The organism is Bacillus sp. 1021 (assembly GCF_014534735.1).
Lineage (GTDB): Bacteria > Bacillota > Bacilli > Bacillales > Bacillaceae > Bacillus > Bacillus siamensis.
In genome coordinates this window covers 264,008-284,465 of record NZ_JACVSR010000002.1, presented here as the reverse complement: position 1 = coordinate 284,465, position 20,458 = coordinate 264,008, and the positions used below count along the sequence as shown (strand labels likewise).

The following is a 20,458-nucleotide window of genomic DNA, read 5'->3' as shown; positions in this document are numbered from 1 at the left end:
TTCTCCCGCCTTTTCGTTAAAGTTTCCATTTCAATCATAACCCAACATCGGCAAAATTCAACGTCCGTCCTCCGATGACACGAGATTGTCGGATTTTTTCCTTTTGATAAGCTGGGTTCGGTCAATCGCGATCGCCAGCAGCGTCCCCAGCACAAGGCCGTTGCTTAAGAGCGAAATCAGGATCGGGTGCATCCCTGATAATGCGCTCTCCGGAACAAACATCACCCCGACTCCCGTCAGAAGCGCCAGACCGATGATGGAACGGATTCGTTTTTGCTCCGCTTTCTCATAAGAGTCAAACTCTGTAAAGGCAAGACCCGCCATTGTTGAGAAAACGACGAAGTTTACCGCAAAGCCGACCGGTGAGGGCAGACTCGCAAACGCATTCATAAATAATGGGATCATACTGATGATGATGACAAATACACTGCCCAAAAGAAACGGCTTTTTCGAAGGAAGCTTCGTCGTCTCAATAAAACCGGCCGCCCCTGAGATCGGCACAGGCGCAATGCCTCCCGAAAGTCCGCTTAAAAGGTGGCTGATCGAGGCCGCAAACCCGGCCGGACGCTCACGCCGCTTCCCCACGGTGCCGCCGAATTTTTTCACAGCCGCTTCAACAACTCTGATGCTCGCGAGCATATTGACAATCAAAAGCACTGTAATGAAGAGTGACGTAATGATCAGCCCGCTGTCGAACGCAGGCTTTCCAAACGGAAAGAGAGTCGGAAGCTGAATCATGCGGTCCGGTATTTGAATCGGTCTGGCAGCGCCGAAGACAGCAAACAAGAGCCAGCCGCCGGCAAGCGAAAGAAGAATCGCATACTGCCTTAAAAAAGTAACATTTGATCGGGACATGATGAACATCGCAGCCGTCACAACCATGGCGAGCCCGAAGACAAGACCGTCGACGCTGTTTTTTAAATAGCCGATGCCCAAAAGGCCTTTCACAATCGGCTGACTCAGCTGCATGACCAAAAGCAGCAGATACACGCCCGTCACTACCGGTGTAAACAATACAGCCAGCCGTTCAATCACTTTAAAAAGGCTGAACAAAAAGAAAAAGACAGCGCTTAATAACAGCGCCCCCTGCAACGCCCGCAGCGTCTCGCCGAATGTCGCAAACACCGTGCCCGTCAATCCGCCATAAATCGTGTATACGCCCCACCATAAGCCTGCCGGACTTTCATTAATCGGCAGACGATGGCCTTGAAGACATTGGATAACCGCAGCGACGCCAAGCACAAAAAATGTGCTCTGAATCAATACAGCAGAATCAGCATGGTTCAAGTGAAATGATTGTGCGATGGCGACAGGAACCACAATTGCAGCCGCAATCATGAATGCCGTCCATTGCAACCCCCCGAGTATCAGTTTCAAATCAATCAACCTCTCCTGTTAAAAATCGAAAATGGAATCCCCGTTTCCGTCTTCCTCACGTTCGTCTTTCGCTTTTTTCTGATATTGGCTCAGCCCGGCGCTGCCCATCATTTTTTCAAGCAGAAGCGGGTCTGTCGAAGGTGACGCGGAAGGCTTCGGCACCGCTTTCGGAATCGGATTCTGCACAGGCGCCTGAGCGGTATCCGTCTGGGTGCCGAGCACGACGTCACACAAAGAGCGGATGGCGGCCGCGTGCATTTTGACATCCTCGGCGCGGGATGCCGTTTTCGCCTGCCTCAGTTCTTCTTCCATCTTCTGAATCAAAGCAGAGATATGTATGTTCATGAGTAAATCCTCCAGCAGTAATTTGTCTTCTTCCTGCATTTTATCAAATTTCTGAACCAATCGCAGAATTGAGTTTGTTATTTTTTCTGACAACATATCGCCCGGAACGTCAAAAAAGACGCTTCCGCCGGGCGGAAGCGCCTCAAAACACCATTTATTGCGGCAAGTCGGGAATGCACCAGTCGATCGGCTGTTCCCCCATTTTTTCAAGGGCGGCGTTTGTCCGGGAAAACGGTCTGCTCCCGAAAAAACCGTTCCTTGCCGAAAACGGGCTCGGATGAGTCGATTCGATAATAATGTGTTTCGATGTGTCAATACGCTCTTTTTTCATCTGTGCGTGACGTCCCCACAAGATAAAGACGATCGGCTTTTCTCTTTCATTCACCACATCAATGATGCGGTCAGTGAGCCGCTCCCACCCCTTGCCTTTGTGGGAATTGGCTTGGCCGCGGCGAACCGTAAGCACTGTGTTTAACAAAAGCACTCCCTGCTCCGCCCAGCTGACAAGCGATCCGTGATTCGGTACGGGACAGCCGATATCATCCTGAAGCTCTATGAAAATATTTTTCAAAGACGGCGGCTGTCTGACGCCGGGCTGAACGGAAAAACTAAGCCCGTGCGCCTGTCCGGGCCCGTGATACGGATCCTGCCCGAGAATGACCGCTTTTACATTCTCATAGGACGTATAATGCAAGGCATTAAAAATATCATGGCTGTCAGGATACACCGTTTGGCTGCGGTATTCTTGTTTCAGCATCTCTCTCAGCTCTTGATAATACGGTTTGTCGAATTCATCTTTCAGCTGATTCCACCAGCTGTCCTTTAAAAGCTGTTTCAAACTGTCCGTCCCCCCTTATGAAGTGTGCAGTCTTGAATAGACGGGCTTTCCGTCCCACACAATGTCCGTCGGCGCCTCCCGCCTCTTCATGTCCGGCTCTTCAAGAAGAACCGCGAAATTTTTCGTCGGGAGCTCCCCAAGCCCGTGCTTTTCGCTTAGCCGGTCTAAGTACTGCTTCCGTTTTGCGCCGAGGTCCGCAGACTGATTGCCGCCTCCCTCAAAAAACGCATATATGACGCTCGCGCAAGGAACACGCTTCACACGGTGCTGTTTCGCAGCGCGCAAATAAAAATCCCAGTCCCAGTAATTATGGACATCCGGATCAAAATATCCTAACGCGTCATGCAGAGAACGCCTGTACATGCTGCCTGACGGGACATACGTGGAAAACACCCGCATATCCTCATAATCGGCCGTATAGGCGAATGGCTTTCGTGAAACCGGAAATCTCGTGTTGTCCCGTTCTTCAAATGACACAATTTCCGCATCAGAATGAACCAAGTCAGCATCAACGAGCTCAGCCGCCATTCTTTCCAAATGGCCAGGCGTAATGAAATCATCATCATCGCACAGCATGATACAATCACCTGACGCTTTTTTCACACCGGCGTTCCGCGCTTCCACATGTCCGGCATTCTGTTCTAAATCAATAATCTGAATCGGCAGATCGCTGTACAGCTTCTTCGCCTCCTCGACTGATTCCCCGGCATCATTTACGATGATTACTTCATAAGGCTTTACGGTCTGATTGGAAATCGACTCCAGCAGCTCACATAAAGCCGGAATCCGATTATACGTGACTATGACAATTGATATATTCATGATCCGCTCCTTCTGCTTTTTCTCATGTTCTATTAAAACATAAAGCGGCGGAGAGATCAGGGGGGATTTTTGATTTCAGCCCATTCAGAAACAAATCATGGTCATGCCCGCCAGCAAAACCAGAATGATCAGAAGATCTCCCCAAACAACGCAAAGCGCCTTGGCATTAAGTCTGCCCGCCTCCATGACATTCCAAAGTTTTGATTGATAAACAGGCACCAACACCATCGCATAGCACGTGCACAAACAGACAAAAGCCGGCGGGACAAGCGCGCATCCCTCCTCCTGCCAGTCATGAATCAGTTCCGGTATACTCACCCCGCTGTCAATGTACAAGTATAATACCCCGGCCAGCGGAATGAGAGAACTGATCTGAAGCTCAAAAAGTTTCACTTTCCACTCACGTGCAAATGAAACAGCCCAAAGCCATCCCAGCGCATAAAATAAGAGAAGGAACAAAATCCCGAAAACAGCAAAAAAAGCGTCTTGCAGCGTGTTCATTACCATAATAAAAAGACTCACAATAGGCAATACGAGAAGCAAGCTGAAAACGGTAAATACGGTAACGGCTATTTGTGCACACGCGCCGTATATCCACGAACCCAGTCTCATTTCATCACTCCTATATAGAATTTCTATGTATATAGTGAAAAAAATCAGGCAAGTCTCTGCCTGCCTGCGTAAAAACCCAATTTTCCGCAAAACGGAAAACAGACCGTCACAATAGCGCATACTGCCGCAAAGCCCGGTGTGACCGCCGAAGGAAACAGCTCCGCCGGAACGAGGTTGAATAAAAAGATGAACATAAAACATAGATTCGGCACCATTGATGCCCATACCGTCCGTTCAGTGAGCTTTCTGCCGCCGGGCCCAAACTCTTTACCAGCCTGGTAGCCGATTTGGAACCAATACAGCACATATCCGATCATGATCAGCCATAATGACACGGAAATCCCTCTCCAAAGCGCGTCAACAGCCGGATGAAGCCTCCACGCGTGCATCATTGTAATCACCGCTCCCATCACAAAAAGACCGCAGTTGCAGAACAGATGAAAAAGCATGAAAGTCCGCGCGGGGACCGCTGAAGCTTTTTGAAAAGCAGAGATAATTTCAGACGGAGTCCCTACTTCCCGCAAAATAAGCTCCATCGCTTCGCTTTCGGTTTTTCCTTTTTCCAGGTGATCACAAAAGCTATGATGAATATGGCTCTCAAGTTCTTTTAACAATTCACGGCTTCCGGTCTGGCCTTCAAGCCCTTTTTTGATTTCCTGTACATAAAGGTCTTTATCCATTCTGCCCGCCCCGCTTCAGCATACGGTCCATCAGAGCAGAAAACAGACTCCATTCCTTCGTCCGTTCGGCAAGAATATTTCTTCCTTCATCGGTAATCCGGTAATATTTTCGGTCCGGTCCTTTAGTCTGCTTTTCCCAATAAGAAGAGATATAGCTTTGGCGTTCCAGCTTATGAAGCGAAGGATACAGCGTACCTTCCTTCAATTGCAGTTCATTCCCGCTCCTTCTCTCCATTTCTTTCACAAGTTCATACCCGTACATCGGCCGTTCATCCAGCAGCGTCAGCACGAGGATGACCGTGCTTCCCTTTACAAGCTCCCTGTTGAACATTTATTTTTTCACCCTTACCTAGTAATCTTATGTAGGTATTGTACGCACATCCCCTGCTGCTGTCAAATCATTCCTCTAAGCCTTTCGTATTGTGATCGGGAGAAAATCTAACTATAATGAGGTATAAAACACTGATGGAGGCCATTGATATGTCAATGCACAAAGCACTTACTATTGCCGGTTCTGATTCCAGCGGCGGCGCGGGAATTCAGGCCGATTTAAAAACATTTCAAGAAAAAAACGTATACGGAATGACGGCTTTGACCGTTATCGTAGCGATGGACCCGGAAAACAGCTGGGATCATCAAGTATTTCCGATCGATGCCGACACGATCCGCGCACAGCTTGCGACGATCGTTGACGGAATCGGCGTAGACGCCATGAAAACGGGAATGCTTCCTACCGTGGAGATCATTGAGCTTGCGGCGAAAACGATTAAAGAAAAACAGCTGAAAAATGTCGTTATCGATCCGGTCATGGTCTGCAAAGGAGCGAACGAAGTGCTGTATCCGGAGCACGCCGAAGCGCTGCGCACCCAATTGGCCCCGCTGGCAACCGTCATCACGCCAAACCTGTTCGAAGCAAGCCAGCTGAGCGGCATGGATGAATTAAAAACGGTGGAAGACATGAAAGAAGCGGCCAAGAAAATTCACGAACTCGGCGCGAAATATGTATTAATTACAGGCGGAGGAAAGCTGAAACATGAAAAAGCGGTCGACGTGCTGTATGACGGGGAAACCGCGGAAGTATTAGAAAGCGAAATGATTGATACGCCTTACACGCACGGAGCCGGATGCACATTCTCCGCCGCCGTTACGGCAGAATTGGCCAAAGGCGCTGAAGTGAAGGAAGCCATCTACGCGGCAAAAGAATTTATCACCGCAGCCATCAAAGAGTCCTTCCCGCTGAACCAATACATCGGACCGACTAAACATTCGGCGATGCGTCTTAGCGGTAAATAAAATAAATATCCCCCTCATCACCGAGGGGGATTATTTCATTTTTTTCGCAGATGAACGTAAAAACATCTCAATCGATTGCACAAACAGCGCATATTCCTTCATCTGTTCATATGTATGACTCAGCCGATCACTCCATTCGTTGTGCGGCTCGGCTCTCCTGAGCATGCGTTTCAGCTGAAGCAATACTTCTTTATATTCTTCCCGCTTATCTTCCACTTGCTCTGCGGCTTTGATAAGTAAACATTTCGGCGTCATCTTCTGATTATTCAAAACTGAGAAAACAACTCCTTTTATTCCTGAAAATAGTAGTCTTTCGTTGAAGATTAGCACAGATGGCATAGGTTTCACATAAGAAAAAAGAACGATTTTCTACAAAAGTGTCCAAATAGAGGCAGTTATTTCCGTTCTTCCTCTCGATGTAACCGTTACCTCATCATTTCCCGGGAAAGGAAAATATCTGGCGCTGAATACCTCTTCTCCGTCATTTAAAAACAATTCGATGGAGGATGCATCCAAAAAGAGCTGGACGGAACGCACCTCACTGATGGCGCAGCTTCTCGTTTCTTTTTCTTCTCCGCTGAAAGCAGTGCGCTCCAGCACGGCAAGCCCCTCTTCCTGATGAAATATAAACCGGGCCGCGCCCCGAATAGAGATTTCAAAACCCGATTCATGAGTCATGTCTTCCAGCAGCACTTCAGCCCGGGACGCCTCTTTCACCGGGAGGGTTTCTGAAGAACGATTCAATTGAAGACGGCGCTTTTGCTCATCCGTGCGGCGTAATTTCATTTCCTGAAGCGGACGCTGTATGATTCTGCCGTTTGACAGTGAAAGCTCTCTCGGCATCGTCAAGCAGTGAACCCAGTGATACGCATGTGTCGGATGTTTGTCCTCCTGCTGATCGGGGACACCCATCCACGCGAACAGAATCCTCCGTCCCTTATCGTCTTCCAGCGTCTGCGCCGCGTAAAAATCAAATCCCCTGTCAAGCTCCGTGAATTCACCGTGCTTAAACTCAAGCGGCTCTGTATCCAGTCTGCCGAGGAAATAGCCCGCCTGATGGCTGTTATGATATTTTATCCCGTCAGCGTCAAGCCCCTGCGGACATACAAGCAGCACGTCGGTTCCGTCCAACGAAAACAAGTCCGGGCATTCCCACATATAGCCGAATGACCCGAGACCGCCGCAATCCGCCCCCGCAATCGCACCGAGAAACGTCCAATCCGTCAAGTTCTCTGATGTGAACAGCACAGCGCTTCCGGTGAGATTTTCTGTCTGCGCGCCGAGCACCATGTAATACGTCCCGTCCTTCTTCCAAACCTTCGGATCACGGAAATGAGCGGTATAGCCTTCCGGGAGACGCGCAACGACTCCTTTTTTTTCAAACATTTTTCCGTCTTCGGATACAGCGAGGCATTGATATGTTTCACGATTGCCTTCTCCGTCACGGACATTGCCTGTGTACAACAGGCAGAGCCGGCCGTCTTTTTCAATGGCGCTTCCGGAATAACAGCCGTTCTTGTCATACCATTCGCCCGGCGCAAGCGCGATTTCTTCCTCTTTCCACTCAACAAAATCCTTCGTCGTCACATGCGCCCAAAATTTCGCGCCATGCCCCGTATGAAATGGCTGCCATTGAAAAAACAAGTGATACTCGCCGTTCCATTGGATCACGCCGTTCGGATCATTTAAAAGCCCGACCGGCGGCATAATATGATAGTTCTGGCGATACGGATCTGATGCAGCGGTTTCTCGGCGCTTCTTTTTTGCTTCCTCAGCCTGCATGCGCAGCTCTTGATCCAGTGTACTCATTTGGCGGCCTCCTTTTCTTTAGCTCCCATAATGTAAGCGGCAATAAACGCCGTCACAGAGGCGATGCCCATTCCGATGAGATAGTTTATGAGATTTCCTAAACCGAGCGGTGCCGTGATGGCAATCATCGGAATTCCGCTCAGACCGTAGGCATTGGCGGCGACACCGGTCACCACGACATAGGCGCCTCCCAGCGCTCCGCCGATCATTCCCGCGATAAACGGCTTACGGTATCTTAGGTTCACTCCGAAAATGACGGGCTCGGTTACGCCGAGAAAAGCGGAAAACGCGGCAGGCAGAGCGATTTCTTTCATTTTCACTTTTTTCGTCAGGAAAAATACAGCCAGTCCCGCCGCGCCCTGGGCGACATTCGCCATCGACCAGATCGGAAGGATATAGTTTCTGCCCAAATCAGCGATGAGGCCGGCCTCAATCGCATGAAAGCTGTGATGCACACCGGTAAGCACAATAAGCGGGTAAGCCCCTCCGAAAAGAAGTCCTGCAACAATGCCCGCATGATCATACACATACATCAACGAGACGGTAATGCCTGATCCGATCGCCCTGCCAAGCGGACCGATTGCGATAAAGGTGATAAATCCGGTCACCATCACCGTGACAAACGGCGTGATCAATAAATCTAAAGCGTGAGGCACGATTTTCCTCGTGCCTTTTTCCACCTTGCTCATAATATAAACGGCTAACAGTACGGGGATGACCGTTCCTTGGTAGCCGAGAAGCGCAATGTGGAAGCCGAAGAGTTCCATAAAATCAGGCGCTGAATCCGCAAGCCCCCACGGATTCAAAAGCGCCGGATGAATCATAATTCCGCCGAGCACCGCCCCGAGATAGGGATTTCCGCCAAATTCCTTTGCAGCGCTGAACCCGATGAATATAGGCAGAAAGAGAAAAGCCGCGCTTGAAAACATGTTGAGAAGAATAAACAGCGGAGATTGTTCAGACACCCAATGAAAGGCCTTCATCATGCCGAGCAGTCCCATTAACAGACCGCTTGCCACGATAGCCGGAATGATGGGAACGAATATGTTAGACAGTGTTTTCGCCAATCTTGCGGCCGGGTTCAGCTTTTTTTTCGCTGCGTCCTGATGGGTCTCGCGATCTTCCCGCTCCAAATCGGCTTCTTTTGAAAAAGCGTCATACACTTTATTCACAAGGCCGGTGCCGAATATAATCTGATATTGTCCCGAGCTGCTGAAAGCTCCTTTTACGCCCTCTATTTCTTCAATGCCGGCCCGGCTGATCTTCTGTTCATCCTGAATGACAAGCCTGAGCCGCGTCGCGCAATGTGTCGCGCTGATGACGTTTGATTCCCCTCCGATATGGTTGATAAGCTGTTTTGCCGTTTTTTGATAATCCAATACGTTTCCCCCTTTCCAAAATCAAATAAGACCTAAAATTCGCCAACGAAAAAGGTAAGCATGATCCCTTTTTCATGTACGCAAATTTTAGGTCTTGCCTGCATAACCAGTCACAATCCCGCCGAATTCAGTTTTATAATGCGCTATCATTTTATTTCATGACAGCGCTTTCGTCAATATATTTTCAAAAAAAAGTCTGTTTCTCCAAACAGACACGTTATTCCGGGGTTTTTTGAAGACGCTGGACATGCAGCGTAATATAGCCGGCCTCGGATTCCGGCAGTTCCAAATCATATTCATTTTTTAAAAACGCCGCCAGTTCAAGCGCACACCGATAAGCAAACGGATACTTTTTTTGGATGAAATAAAGCATCTCCTCGTCCATGGAGTGAAGAGCTTCATTTGAATCCAACCGGCTGACCGCATACCGCAAGTGCGTGACGAGGCGCTGATAGGAAATACTGTCTTCATCAACCTTCTGTTCAAAAAAGGATTCGATCTTTTCGATCATTTCTTTGATCATGGTTGTATGCTTCATCGCCGAATACATGCTTTTGGCATCCGCCTTGGCAGTGTGGATATGAAGCGCGATATACCCCGCCTCATCGTCAGGCAATGATATACCGAGGGTTCGTTTCACGTGTTCGACCGCCCAACGGCCGATTTCATATTCTTTTTTATAGAGCGCCTTAATTTCATGAAGCAATCGGTTATGCACCTGAAAGCCGTTTTGAATCCTTTCGATCGCAAAGGATAAATGGTCCGCCAGCGCAATGTGGATATGATCGCTCAAAGGCGCCGCAAGCTCTCCCTCCGCATGGCTGATGATATCCTCAGCCGCTTCTATATGCTCTTCGGGAAGCGTTTCTAACACTTGTTTGAACTTTTCATTTTCGTCGTGCACGACAAATATTTTTTCAATTTTATGTCTTTGAATCACATCATTTTTTCTCTTTTGAAAAGCGATTCCGGGACCCATTACGATCTTTTCCCGTCCGTCTTCTTTTATTAACGCCGCATTGTTATTTAATACTTTGTCTATTCTCAAGAGGTTCGCTCCCGTTCATATGTTTAGTGGGATTGTACCCTCTTTTTCATATGATGTAAAGGCACCGGACCTGCGCGCTCCCGTTTCGGCAATTCTTTGAGGACCGGCACCCACCGGTTTTTATCCAGCCTGCCGCAGGCCGATTTCGTCTCATCGGTCAAGTCCGCCGATCGGACTCGGCTCACAAACGAAAATGCCCCAGCCGTCCGTTTCGCTTTCTTATGATAGACAGCTTGGTTTCCATACACAGCGGCTAATTGATATCTTCCGTTACCCGGCGCCATCCAGTTCATCAGAAAGACCATCCACACCCGTAAAGATACCAGCAAACGTTTCATTGCAAATCATCCCTCCGCTTCTTTTTGACAGACAGCTTGTTCGCAGGCCTGTTTTCTCTCCGCTTTAACGGAAAAGGCGGCCGATCCTTCTCCGCTAAAAACTAGCGGGTCTAGCAACCCTATGACTCTATGATAGACGCGGCCGGGCGAATTGTTTGTCACAATATGAGTGAAAAAACAAACTAGTTTTCAGAAGTTTTGTTGAAAGCTGATGGAAATGACCTGAAAAATGGAGAAGCGGTTAAAAAAGTTATACACACTTTATCCCTTGGTTAAGCACAGCTTAAACACAAGTGATATCCACATATCCACAAACACGATCTATATTTTGTATAGGAACATTCGTTCCCAACAATATATATACACAAATTTATTCAGTTATGCACAGGATTCTGTGTATAACTCCCTCCTTATTCACAGACCAATTTCCAGAAATGAGTCCTATGTCACAAGGAATATTTTGAATTTTCGAGAAATATATACTAGATTTCTAATTTAGATAAAGAAAAAGGGGGCAACACGATTGAAAAAAGGAATCATCCGTTATCTTCTTCCGGCTTTTGTCTTATCCTTTACCTTATCCACAAGTTCACAGGCGGCGCCGGCTTCAAAATCTCAGGCACCTGATCTTGAGAAGGCAGAGGTGTTCGGTGACATTGATATGACCACCGGCAAACAAATGACGGTCATCGTAGAGCTGAAGGAAAAGTCACTGGCGGAAGCAAAGGAACTCGGTAAAACACAATCAAAAAGCAAGCTGAAAAGCGAACGCGCAAAAGTAAAAAACAAAGCGCTCAAAACCATTAAACACGGAAAGATCAACAGGGAATATGAGCAAGTGTTTTCCGGTTTCTCCATGAAACTCCCAGCCAATGAAATCCCGAAACTGCTGAGTGATCAGGATGTCAAAGCGGTTTATCCGAATGTCACCTATCATACCGATCAGCTGAAAGATAAAGACATCACCCTTGCTAAAGATGCCGTGTCTCCGCAGATGGATGACAGCGCGCCTTATATCGGGGCAAATGACGCGTGGAAGCTCGGCTATACGGGGAAAGGCGTCAAAGTTGCCATTATTGATACGGGCGTCGAATATAAACACCCTGACTTAAAGAAAAATTTCGGACAATATAAAGGATATGATTTTGTGGATAACGATTACGATCCTGAAGAAACGCCGTCCGGTGATCCGAGAGGCGCGGCGACTGACCACGGAACTCACGTCGCGGGCACAGTAGCCGCAAACGGAACGATTAAAGGCATCGCGCCTGATGCAACGCTCCTTGCCTACCGTGTGCTCGGTCCCGGCGGAAGCGGAACAACTGAGAACGTCATCGCCGGCATCGAACGCGCCGTACAGGACGGAGCAAATGTCATGAACCTCTCGCTCGGCAATTCTGTGAATAACCCGGACTGGGCGACAAGCACGGCGCTTGACTGGGCGATGTCAGAAGGCGTCACGGCCGTTACATCAAACGGAAACAGCGGGCCGAACAATTGGACCGTCGGCTCTCCGGGAACGTCCAGAGAAGCCATCTCCGTCGGAGCGACACAGCTGCCGCTGAATGAATACGCCGTCTCCTTCGGTTCTTATTCCTCAGCGAAAGTGATGGGCTATAACAAAGAAGATGACATAAAAGCACTGAATAAAAAAGAAACAGAGCTCATAGAAGCGGGTATCGGCGAGCAAAAGGATTTTGAAGGAAAAGATCTGAAAGGAAAAGTCGCGGTCGTCAAACGTGGCAGCATCGCCTTTGTGGATAAAGCCGACAACGCCAAAAAAGCGGGCGCGATCGGTATGGTTGTGTATAACAATGCCCCGGGAGAAATTGAAGCCAACGTACCGGGCATGTCCGTGCCGACCATTAAGCTTTCATCAGAAGACGGCGAACAGCTCGTCAGCCAATTAAAAGCGGGCAGCACAAAAGCGACATTCCATTTATCGGTGGCTAAATCGCTCACTGAACAAATGGCAGACTTCTCGTCTCGCGGTCCTGTTATGGACACATGGATGATTAAACCGGATGTCTCAGCTCCCGGCGTAAACATCGTCAGCACCATTCCGACGCATGATCCGGCCAACCCGTACGGCTACGGATCGAAGCAGGGAACGAGCATGGCCTCCCCGCACGTAGCCGGCGCAGCTGCCGTCATCAAGCAGGCCAAACCGAAATGGAGTCCGGAACAAATAAAAGCCGCTCTCATGAATACGGCAGAAACCTTAACGGACGCGGACGGTGATGTATACCCGCATAATGCGCAAGGTGCCGGAAGCATCAGAATCATGAAGGCAATTAAAGCAGACTCCCTTGTCGCCCCGGGAAGTTATTCTTACGGAACGTTTATGAAAGACAAAGGCAATGAAACGAAAAAAGAAACCTTTACGGTTGAAAACCAATCGTCCATCAGAAAATCATATCAGCTCGAGTACTCTTTCAACGGCACGGGCATTACCGTTTCGGGCACAGACCGGGCCGTGATCCCCGCTCATCAAACCGGAAAGTTCAATGCGAAGGTAAAGGTCAATGCCAAAAAAGTAAAGGCAGGGACCTATGAGGGAACAGTCACAGTGCGTGAAGGCGGAAAAACAGTCGCAAAAGTGCCGACGCTGCTGATTGTAAAAGAGCCGGACTATCCGCGGGTAACGTCAATCGACGTGCAGGACGGCACAACTCAGGGAACCTACCAAATTGAAACCTATCTTCCGGCGGGAGCCGAAGAGCTTGCCTTCCTTGTATATGACAGCAATCTTGACTTTGTCGGCCAAGCCGGCATCTACAAAAAGCAGGATAAAGGCTATCAATATTTCAACTGGAACGGCAAAGTCAACAGTGACACCGCACTGCCGGCAGGAGAATATTACATGCTGGCCTATGCCGCGAACAAAGGGAAATCAAGCCAGGTGCTGACTGAAAAACCTTTTATCATTGAATAACCAAACAACCCTGCTGAAGCATCAGCAGGGTTTCTTTCTGTCATTCGGCAAAGGCTTCGCGAAGCAGCCGGTACGACTGAAGTTTATCTTCAAAATGATGAGTAATGGTCACAGCCATCACTTCTTCCGTTCCGTATGCTTTACTGAGAGCCAGAATCTGTTCTTTCACTTGCTGCTTTGTTCCGATGATCATTCGATTCCGATTATCGGCAATTCGTCTTTGTTCATACGGTGTATACGTATTGCCGCGGACGGTTTCGTAAGACGGTACGCCGTGAAGCGGAATCCCCTGTTCACCCGCAAGAAGCGTATAATCCATGACGGCCGCGAGTTCCTCCGCTTTCTCTTCAGTGTCCGCGCACAGTACAAATACCGCCACGGCCGTTTTTGGTTCTTTTCCTAATACAGAAGGTTTAAATCGGCGCTTATATTGTGCCGTCGTGCTTTCTCCGCCTTCTCCATTAATAAAATGGGCAAACATATAGCCCGCTCCCGTTTCTGCGCTCAGAAGCGCGCTTTCCCCCGAAGAACCGAGAAGCCAGACTTCCGGCGCCGTCTTAATGAGTGGTGATGCCGTCAGATTCGGAAAACGGTGATTTTCGTCGGCAGCATCATGCAAATACATCGCCAGCTCACGAATCTGCTGCGGGTATTGATCAGCATTCCGCTTCCCGCCGTCATTCAGCGCCCATGACGCGATCGGCATTCCGCCCGGCGCCCGTCCCAATCCGAGATCGATTCTGTCCGGCGTCAAACCTTCAAGCACGCGGAAATTCTCCGCCACCTTATATGCGCTGTAATGCGGAAGCATGACACCGCCCGAGCCTACACGGATTCTGTTCGTTTTCGCCGCAATATGACTGATCAGCACTTCAGGGCTTGAACCCGCCAACCGCTCTGAAAAATGATGCTCTGACACCCAAAACCTCTTATATCCGAGTTTCTCCGCCTCCTGCGCGAGCCTCACTGTATCCCGCAGCGCACTCTCTGCAGTACTCCCTTCTGATACAGGAGATTGGTCTAATATACTTAATGAAATCATCACTGTCACCTCCTCAACATCGTACCACTGCTAAGCCGATCATATGAAGTCTGGCGACTTTCTTCGTCATCTTGGTTTGTTATTACGATGATTTAGCTTCCTCGCGACCTCACAAATGCCAAACGGACTGCCTTTATCTTTAACCTCTAGGAATACTGCAATACCACCTGATTGCTTCTTTTGTTTCCATTACAAGCGATATCGGCATGCTGGCTGTGTGTCCGTAGACGAGTGGCCCGGAACTTCAGCCATGTTAACATTTACAAAGAGGGAGATTTTAAGAAATTATCTTAACCTGACATCTTGTTGTCAAGTTTTAATGGATATACTAAAAACCCAGAGGTGAGTGGATGCAAATCAGCAGATTATTTCAAGTGATTTATATTTTATTGGAAAATGGAACCGTTACGGCACCAGAGCTGGCTGAGCGATTTGAGGTGTCTGTCAGAACGATCTATAGGGATGTTGAGGCTTTAAGCCAAGCTGGAATTCCGATTTATACCGTACAAGGGAAAGGGGGCGGCATTTCCCTTTCCGACAGGTTTGTTCTGAACAAATCTATGCTTACCGACAAGGAGCAGGATGAGATCCTTTTTGCTCTCCAAAGCTTAGCCGCTGCCCAATACCCTGATTCCAATGCGATTTTTGAGAAATTGAGCAGCCTTTTCAGGAAAAACAGCATCAACTGGATTGAAGTGGATTTTTCCTCATGGGGAAGCGGGCAAAAACAAAAAGAGCTGTTTGTACTTCTGAAACAGGCAATCTTGGAGCAGAAATTGATTTCATTTACCTATTTGAGTGCTGCCGGAGAACAAAAAAGCCGGAGAGCCGCGCCAATGAAACTGCTTTTTAAAGATAGAGCGTGGTACATTGAAGCCTTCAGTTTCGAAAAAAACGCTTTAAGAACCTTTAAAATTAACAGAATGTCGAATGTTCGACTTTTAAACGGAGAGGAGATGGGACTTCACCTTCAGCATGGCTGGTCGGAGCCTTCCGTGACTTCTTCTGCAGAAGAATCGGTTAAAAAACCGCAGAGAATCCCTCTGGTATTAAAAATAGACCAAGCGGGAGCCTATCGAATCGTGGATGAGTTTAAAGAAGAGGACATTTTAAAACTGGAAGACGGGTCTTTCCGGGTCACTTCAGAGATTCCTCCCGGTGAATGGCTTTATCACTATCTACTTTCCTTTGGAGATTTACTGGAAGTCATTGAGCCGGCATCTGTCAGACTTGAAATGAAAAACCGCACTGCCAGAATGGCCGAAAAATATTTGAGGTAACTGGACACGATGCTGTCAGGTTCTGTTGATTAAACTAGCCTTGTACTCAACATTTGAAGGAGGATTCAGCAGAACGATGGAAAACAGTCCGTACTTATTAAATATGAGCAAAGAATTTGCAGGTAAACGGGTCCTAGTGACCGGCGGAACACGTGGAATCGGCAGAGCCATCGTCAAACGTCTGCATGCGGCAGGAGCTGAAGTTATAGCTACGGCAAGATCATTACCCGAGGCATTGCCTGAAGGCGCAGGGTTTATTCAGGCCGATGTCTGCCTTCCGGAAGGCGCAGATCATATCATTAAGGAAACAATTCATAAATTCGGCGGTCTGGATATTTTGATTAATAATGTCGGAGGTTCCTCCAGTAGCACGGCAGGGGCTTTAGCTTTAACAGACGGGGATTGGCAAACAGCGTTTAACGCAAACCTGTTTTCTTCCGTCCGCCTCGATCGCGGATTTCTGCCTTACATGGTCAAGCAGCAAAGCGGAGTGATTGTCCATATATCATCTATACAACGAAAGCTGCCGGGCAACATGACCATGCCTTATTCGGCTGCCAAAGCTGCTCTAGTTAACTACAGTAAAAACCTGGCGACCCAATTCGGTCCTGAGGGGATAAGAATCAACGCACTAGCACCGGGGTTTACCGAAACAGAAGCAGCTGAACAGTTAATTGAGAGAATGGCTAAACAAGCCGGAACCGACTATCTAGCCGCCCGTCAGCAGTTAATGGACGAGCTTGGCGGCATTCCCCTCGGCCGTCCGGCTCAACCTGAGGAGGTTGCCGAGCTTGCCGCATTCCTTGCGTCAAGCAGAGCCTCTTATGTAACGGGTTGTGAATATGTTATTGACGGCGGAACCATCCGCACCGTTTAACGAAATGACAAAGGAGTTGATTTTATGGAGCCTAGTGCTCTTCCGCAAGTTATACAAGATTTTATAGCCGCTTCCAATAAACCCGATCCGGATGCCTATATCAACTGTTTTTCGGAGGATGCTTTGATTTTTGATGAAGGTAAAGTGTGGGCAGGCAAATCCGCTATAAGAAAATGGAGTGACGAACATCATTTTGATGCAAACGTAACGCTTGACCTACAAAGGCATAGACAGGATAAGGCGGAAATCACGGCGGTTTTTAAGGTTGACGGCGATTTTGACAAAACCAGCCTGCCGAACCCTCTCTATTTGGATTTTTATTTTCAGATTCATAACCACAAGATTAAGCAGCTTGCGATCCAACTTTCTAAAGGACCCGAACAAACAGAAACGCTAATCCAGGTAAGAAACCAGGAGGAACATAAAAATGATAGTAAATAACGTGCTGCTGAAGCTGAAGGACATGAGCCCAGAGCATATCAAGCAAGTTCAAACCGTTCTGCTGGGCATGAAGGGAAAAATAGACGTTCTTCTCGATGTTCAGGTTGAAGCTAACATTCGCCCTGCCCCTTCAGGATATGATTTGATTCTGATCACTAAGTTTGCTTCCTTGGGGGATATGGAAGAGTACCTTACACACCCGGTTCATCAAGACATCGCTAAGTTTATTAGCACGGTTCTGGAGACGCAGGCGTCCGTTTGCTATGAATTATAATAAGACGATGAGGAATGACTGCCAATTAAGTAACTTTACTTATATACAGAGATCAGCCGTATTCATGTTATTCTCTGTTTTAGAACTTCGGATCAAAGATGTGCTAAGGCAAACAGAGCAGCTCTGTTGTGTATTGAATGTAGTCTCGATTATTTATGAAATATGCCGTTCCTGAAAGTATGCTTCCGAGACGTATCAAAAAGACGAAAGTTCAAAACCCGGAACGGCAACTCATCAAATTTTGGAACTGTACATAATCGCAGATGTTCCATTTTGTCGAAATATGTTACACGTGAAACATAAAAAAACCTCTCCCGTCAGGAGAGGTTTTTTCTTAATTTTTTTGAAAGCCTTTATCTTTTACATATTGATTTAAATACGTTCTCGGTTTTTGTTTCATGAACTGCAGAATTTGATCAGACCATGTTTCAACCCGCTTGCCGTTTGTCCGTTTATCATAATAATCGGAGATGGTTTCATCATATTCCTTCATATAACTGCGGAAGTTTTCTTCATTCGTATCGTACGTGTTTTCATGATATACGGCTTGTTTCGGCAAACGCGGCTTTTGACCTGACGGATGAGCCGGGTGGCCGACTACCAGACCGAACAGCGGCAGCACATGGTCAGGTGTACCGAGCACTTCCGTCACCTGATCAAGTTCATTCCGAATGCCTCCGATGTAACAAATGCCAAGGCCCATTGATTCTGCGGCAACACTTACGTTTTGTGCAGCAAGTGCGGCATCAATGACGCTGACCATAAACATTTCCGTATTCTCAAGAAGCTCTGTAATGTTTTCGCCTTTTTCTTCAGCAAGTTTTTTATGGCGGTACAAATCAGCGCAAAACACAAATAAGTGCCCGTTATTTTCGACGTAAGGCTGGTTTCCGGCCAGTGCCGCCAGCTTCCGCTTTTTCTCCTTATCGGTTACGCCGATGATGGAGTAAGCCTGCACGTAACTGGATGTTGACGCCGCCTGGGCGCTTTTCACTAATGTATCTATCTCTTCTGCTGTCAGCAGCTCGTCAGTAAATGATCGGATCGACCGATGATTAAGTATAGTTTCGATGGTATTGTTCATATAAAAAGCCTCCTTCTCTATATATCATATCCCAAAGCGAATTATGTCAAAAGCAAAATGCTCTGAACAAAAAAAGACAGCCCGAAAAACGAGCCGTCTGACATTATGAATTGAACAAATAACTTTTATATTTCGTCAGCTGCACACTTGCGTTATATACAATCCCGAAGCTGATCAATGTAGATAGCACCGAGCTCCCTCCATAGCTGACAAACAGCAGCGGAATTCCGGTAACCGGCATAATGCCGATATTCATCCCGATGTTCTGGAAGGTGTGAATCACGATAAGTGCAGTAAATCCTACGCAAAAGAACGCGCCGAATCGGTTAAAGGCATGCAGACGGTCAATCAGCACCACAAGCCTGTAAATTAAAAAGAAAAACATGACAACCGCAATGGCACAGCCTAAAAACCCAAAACTTTCACCCAAAATCGCAAAGATAAAGTCGGTCTGTCCTTCAGGCACGTACACTTTCAGATTATGAACGCCGTTTCCGGTAATACCGCCCGACCCGATCGCCATAACGGCCTGATCCACCTGCCAGCTTTTGTCACTCTCTGCCTGTGTCGTAGCCGCACTGGAATCAGACATCCACGATGTAATCCGGTTAATTTGATAGTCCGCAATGCCGATTGAATTCGCCACATGGGGAAATTCAATTACGAGCGCTAAGAAAAGGGCGATAACAAGTGCGGCTGATCCGCCGATAATAGTGATCAGCTTCCAGTTCACACCCGACATAAACACCATCACCATAACGATAAACAGACAGATCGCTCCCGTTCCGGCATCCTGCAAAACGATCAGGCCGATCGGAATCACTGTCCATGCCGCAATTTTCAAAAGCAGATTCACATCTTCCCGAAGTGATCTTTGATCTTTCGGGCTTGCCTTCGATATAATGGACGCGACCATCATCATAATTCCTATTTTCGTAAACTCAGATGGCTGGAGGGTAAAGCTTCCGATTTTAAACCAGCTTTTTGCCCCGTTCTTAATCGGGGCGATGGATTCCGGTGCGACACGCAAAAGAAGCAGTGACAGCACGCCGGCAATTAATACGTACAGACTCAGTTTTTCAAGCTGCTCTAAATCAAAATACATAATACCGACCATGAGACCGGCTCCGATGACATAAAAGACGATCTGTCTCATCCAGGCATCACTTCCATACTGCCCGAACTGTCCGGCCGCATAAATCGCCGCAACACTAATTATTAAAAACACACCAAATATAAAAATCAAATCCCCCTGATAATAGGGATTTTGCTGTTTCTTATATCGACTCATTCTATCCCGCCTTACATTTTCATCGGAAGTCACTATTGTTTATTATACATGAACACTGTTCAAGAAAACATGATGAGGTTGTTTCTTTTTACGGTTTGGGGACTACACGACATATGACGTGTCAGAAAAGGAAATGTTTCGGTCATGGTGAAACTTTTCCGATAAAAAACCCCTTCTCGTCAGAAAAGGGGTTTCATCTCATGTTTAATGTCATAAACAAACTGTTCGGATCCTCATTGTAGTCTGCAAACGGTCCACAATATTGAAACCCGGTTTTTTCATACAGGCGTCTGGCGGGGAGAAAAGCATCCATCGAACCGGTTTCCAAGCTGATCCGCTGATAGCCTCTCCGCTTTGCTTCTTCAATTATATGGTGAAGGATTCGTTTTGCCGCACCTTTTCTGACATGCTGCGGAGAGGTTTTCATTGATTTCACCTCACCGTGCCGGCTGTTCAGCTCCTTTAAGGCTCCGCAGCCGAGCAGGACGCCGTCTTCCCTCGCACTCCAAAACGTCACGTCAGGCTGGCGCAGGCGGTCCGCATTGAGCGCGTGTATACTTTCCGGGGGAGAATGCAGGGTCATGCTCCTCAGATGCGCCTGCAAAAGCGCAATGACATCCGGCGCTGTTACATCTTCTTTCCTTACGTGCACTTCAACCACCCTTGCTGTGCATATTTTCTTTGACCATAGCA

Annotated in this window: 22 protein-coding genes; 6 read left to right on the top strand and 16 right to left on the bottom strand. The window is 47.7% G+C overall.

From position 1 onward, the window contains the following. Positions 1-57 precede the first annotated feature (57 nt). The 7 genes from ICW23_RS08040 to ICW23_RS08010 all read right to left on the bottom strand — a co-directional run bounded on the left by ICW23_RS08040 (position 58) and on the right by ICW23_RS08010 (position 5,005). A complete protein-coding gene (locus ICW23_RS08040; RefSeq protein ID WP_188154310.1) occupies positions 58-1,377 on the bottom strand; it encodes a purine/pyrimidine permease in 1,320 nt (439 codons plus the stop codon). 18 nt (positions 1,378-1,395) lie between these two features. Beyond that, positions 1,396-1,818 (bottom strand): YwdI family protein, encoded by a 423-nt coding sequence (locus ICW23_RS08035; RefSeq protein ID WP_029575290.1) that lies wholly within the window; start codon positions 1,816-1,818, stop codon positions 1,396-1,398. 58 nt (positions 1,819-1,876) lie between these two features. Then, the gene (locus tag ICW23_RS08030) at positions 1,877-2,560 is read right to left on the bottom strand and encodes a uracil-DNA glycosylase (RefSeq protein WP_188154309.1); all 684 of its coding nucleotides are present in this window, start codon (positions 2,558-2,560) and stop codon (positions 1,877-1,879) included. 15 nt (positions 2,561-2,575) lie between these two features. Continuing rightward, positions 2,576-3,382 (bottom strand): glycosyltransferase family 2 protein, encoded by an 807-nt coding sequence (locus ICW23_RS08025; protein WP_095241165.1) that lies wholly within the window; start codon positions 3,380-3,382, stop codon positions 2,576-2,578. Between the two features lie 84 nt (positions 3,383-3,466). Continuing rightward, entirely contained in the window at positions 3,467-3,994 is a 528-nt protein-coding gene (locus ICW23_RS08020; protein WP_188154308.1) for a hypothetical protein, read from the bottom strand. A gap of 44 nt (positions 3,995-4,038) precedes the next feature. Then, a complete protein-coding gene (locus ICW23_RS08015; RefSeq protein ID WP_188154307.1) occupies positions 4,039-4,674 on the bottom strand; it encodes a permease prefix domain 1-containing protein in 636 nt (211 codons plus the stop codon). Continuing rightward, entirely contained in the window at positions 4,667-5,005 is a 339-nt protein-coding gene (locus ICW23_RS08010) for a PadR family transcriptional regulator (protein WP_045925769.1), read from the bottom strand. Before ICW23_RS08010 ends, ICW23_RS08015 begins: the two co-directional genes overlap by 8 nt. A 149-nt stretch (positions 5,006-5,154) precedes the next feature. Between ICW23_RS08010 and ICW23_RS08005 the strand changes: the two genes are divergently transcribed. Next, on the top strand, positions 5,155-5,967 hold the full coding sequence (locus ICW23_RS08005; RefSeq protein ID WP_016937537.1) for a bifunctional hydroxymethylpyrimidine kinase/phosphomethylpyrimidine kinase: 813 nt from the start codon (positions 5,155-5,157) through the stop codon (positions 5,965-5,967). Positions 5,968-5,997: 30 nt separating this feature from the next. Here ICW23_RS08005 and ICW23_RS08000 read toward each other — a convergent pair whose 3' ends face one another. From ICW23_RS08000 to ICW23_RS07980, 5 genes are all read right to left on the bottom strand, one after another. Further along, the gene (locus ICW23_RS08000; protein WP_032864818.1) at positions 5,998-6,222 is read right to left on the bottom strand and encodes a hypothetical protein; all 225 of its coding nucleotides are present in this window, start codon (positions 6,220-6,222) and stop codon (positions 5,998-6,000) included. A gap of 114 nt (positions 6,223-6,336) precedes the next feature. Beyond that, entirely contained in the window at positions 6,337-7,776 is a 1,440-nt protein-coding gene (locus ICW23_RS07995; RefSeq protein ID WP_188154306.1) for a sucrose-6-phosphate hydrolase, read from the bottom strand. Further along, positions 7,773-9,155: a sucrose-specific PTS transporter subunit IIBC gene (locus ICW23_RS07990; protein ID WP_188154305.1), complete on the bottom strand. Its 1,383-nt coding sequence runs from the start codon at positions 9,153-9,155 to the stop codon at positions 7,773-7,775. The genes ICW23_RS07995 and ICW23_RS07990 overlap by 4 nt, the downstream gene beginning before the upstream one ends. A 217-nt stretch (positions 9,156-9,372) precedes the next feature. Beyond that, positions 9,373-10,203, bottom strand: coding sequence for a PRD domain-containing protein (locus ICW23_RS07985; protein WP_188154304.1), 831 nt, complete (start codon positions 10,201-10,203; stop codon positions 9,373-9,375). Positions 10,204-10,226: 23 nt separating this feature from the next. Further along, complete coding sequence (locus ICW23_RS07980; RefSeq protein WP_045925764.1) at positions 10,227-10,541, bottom strand: hypothetical protein; 315 nt, start codon at positions 10,539-10,541, stop codon at positions 10,227-10,229. A gap of 523 nt (positions 10,542-11,064) precedes the next feature. Here ICW23_RS07980 and ICW23_RS07975 point away from each other — a divergent pair. Continuing rightward, positions 11,065-13,476: a S8 family peptidase gene (locus tag ICW23_RS07975; RefSeq protein ID WP_188154303.1), complete on the top strand. Its 2,412-nt coding sequence runs from the start codon at positions 11,065-11,067 to the stop codon at positions 13,474-13,476. 40 nt (positions 13,477-13,516) lie between these two features. Here the strand turns inward: ICW23_RS07975 and ICW23_RS07970 are convergent, their stop codons facing one another. After that, positions 13,517-14,518, bottom strand: coding sequence for an LLM class flavin-dependent oxidoreductase (locus ICW23_RS07970; protein WP_049627614.1), 1,002 nt, complete (start codon positions 14,516-14,518; stop codon positions 13,517-13,519). Between the two features lie 350 nt (positions 14,519-14,868). On the opposite strand from ICW23_RS07970, the gene ICW23_RS07965 reads away from it, so the two are divergent. The 4 genes from ICW23_RS07965 to ICW23_RS07950 all read left to right on the top strand — a co-directional run bounded on the left by ICW23_RS07965 (position 14,869) and on the right by ICW23_RS07950 (position 17,390). After that, the gene (locus ICW23_RS07965; protein WP_016937529.1) at positions 14,869-15,798 is read left to right on the top strand and encodes a helix-turn-helix transcriptional regulator; all 930 of its coding nucleotides are present in this window, start codon (positions 14,869-14,871) and stop codon (positions 15,796-15,798) included. A gap of 76 nt (positions 15,799-15,874) precedes the next feature. Then, entirely contained in the window at positions 15,875-16,675 is an 801-nt protein-coding gene (locus ICW23_RS07960; RefSeq protein ID WP_045925761.1) for an SDR family oxidoreductase, read from the top strand. A 24-nt stretch (positions 16,676-16,699) separates the two neighbouring features. After that, the gene (locus ICW23_RS07955) at positions 16,700-17,116 is read left to right on the top strand and encodes a YybH family protein (RefSeq protein ID WP_016937527.1); all 417 of its coding nucleotides are present in this window, start codon (positions 16,700-16,702) and stop codon (positions 17,114-17,116) included. Continuing rightward, the gene (locus tag ICW23_RS07950) at positions 17,103-17,390 is read left to right on the top strand and encodes a Dabb family protein (RefSeq protein ID WP_016937526.1); all 288 of its coding nucleotides are present in this window, start codon (positions 17,103-17,105) and stop codon (positions 17,388-17,390) included. The genes ICW23_RS07955 and ICW23_RS07950 overlap by 14 nt, the downstream gene beginning before the upstream one ends. 334 nt (positions 17,391-17,724) lie before the next feature. Here the strand turns inward: ICW23_RS07950 and nfsA are convergent, their stop codons facing one another. The 3 genes from nfsA to ICW23_RS07935 all read right to left on the bottom strand — a co-directional run bounded on the left by nfsA (position 17,725) and on the right by ICW23_RS07935 (position 20,417). Beyond that, the gene (nfsA, locus tag ICW23_RS07945) at positions 17,725-18,474 is read right to left on the bottom strand and encodes an oxygen-insensitive NADPH nitroreductase (protein WP_021494748.1); all 750 of its coding nucleotides are present in this window, start codon (positions 18,472-18,474) and stop codon (positions 17,725-17,727) included. A 103-nt stretch (positions 18,475-18,577) separates the two neighbouring features. Then, on the bottom strand, positions 18,578-19,765 hold the full coding sequence (locus tag ICW23_RS07940) for an FtsW/RodA/SpoVE family cell cycle protein (RefSeq protein WP_064779121.1): 1,188 nt from the start codon (positions 19,763-19,765) through the stop codon (positions 18,578-18,580). 193 nt (positions 19,766-19,958) lie between these two features. Next, on the bottom strand, positions 19,959-20,417 hold the full coding sequence (locus tag ICW23_RS07935) for a GNAT family N-acetyltransferase (RefSeq protein ID WP_188154302.1): 459 nt from the start codon (positions 20,415-20,417) through the stop codon (positions 19,959-19,961). Positions 20,418-20,458 lie beyond the last annotated feature (41 nt).

What these genes read in the sequence shown, in the direction of transcription:
- nfsA (WP_021494748.1), bottom strand. Translation starts at nt 18,474, where the DNA reads ATGAACAATACCATCGAAACTATACTTAATCATCGGTCGATCCGATCA.
- ICW23_RS07955 (WP_016937527.1), top strand. Translation starts at nt 16,700, where the DNA reads ATGGAGCCTAGTGCTCTTCCGCAAGTTATACAAGATTTTATAGCCGCT.
- ICW23_RS07940 (WP_064779121.1), bottom strand. Translation starts at nt 19,765, where the DNA reads ATGAGTCGATATAAGAAACAGCAAAATCCCTATTATCAGGGGGATTTG.
- ICW23_RS08015 (WP_188154307.1), bottom strand. Translation starts at nt 4,674, where the DNA reads ATGGATAAAGACCTTTATGTACAGGAAATCAAAAAAGGGCTTGAAGGC.
- ICW23_RS07965 (WP_016937529.1), top strand. Translation starts at nt 14,869, where the DNA reads ATGCAAATCAGCAGATTATTTCAAGTGATTTATATTTTATTGGAAAAT.
- ICW23_RS08025 (WP_095241165.1), bottom strand. Translation starts at nt 3,382, where the DNA reads ATGAATATATCAATTGTCATAGTCACGTATAATCGGATTCCGGCTTTA.
- ICW23_RS08010 (WP_045925769.1), bottom strand. Translation starts at nt 5,005, where the DNA reads ATGTTCAACAGGGAGCTTGTAAAGGGAAGCACGGTCATCCTCGTGCTG.
- ICW23_RS08000 (WP_032864818.1), bottom strand. Translation starts at nt 6,222, where the DNA reads ATGACGCCGAAATGTTTACTTATCAAAGCCGCAGAGCAAGTGGAAGAT.
- ICW23_RS07970 (WP_049627614.1), bottom strand. Translation starts at nt 14,518, where the DNA reads ATGATTTCATTAAGTATATTAGACCAATCTCCTGTATCAGAAGGGAGT.
- ICW23_RS08005 (WP_016937537.1), top strand. Translation starts at nt 5,155, where the DNA reads ATGTCAATGCACAAAGCACTTACTATTGCCGGTTCTGATTCCAGCGGC.
- ICW23_RS07950 (WP_016937526.1), top strand. Translation starts at nt 17,103, where the DNA reads ATGATAGTAAATAACGTGCTGCTGAAGCTGAAGGACATGAGCCCAGAG.
- ICW23_RS07995 (WP_188154306.1), bottom strand. Translation starts at nt 7,776, where the DNA reads ATGAGTACACTGGATCAAGAGCTGCGCATGCAGGCTGAGGAAGCAAAA.
- ICW23_RS07980 (WP_045925764.1), bottom strand. Translation starts at nt 10,541, where the DNA reads ATGAAACGTTTGCTGGTATCTTTACGGGTGTGGATGGTCTTTCTGATG.
- ICW23_RS07960 (WP_045925761.1), top strand. Translation starts at nt 15,875, where the DNA reads ATGGAAAACAGTCCGTACTTATTAAATATGAGCAAAGAATTTGCAGGT.
- ICW23_RS08020 (WP_188154308.1), bottom strand. Translation starts at nt 3,994, where the DNA reads ATGAGACTGGGTTCGTGGATATACGGCGCGTGTGCACAAATAGCCGTT.
- ICW23_RS08035 (WP_029575290.1), bottom strand. Translation starts at nt 1,818, where the DNA reads ATGTTGTCAGAAAAAATAACAAACTCAATTCTGCGATTGGTTCAGAAA.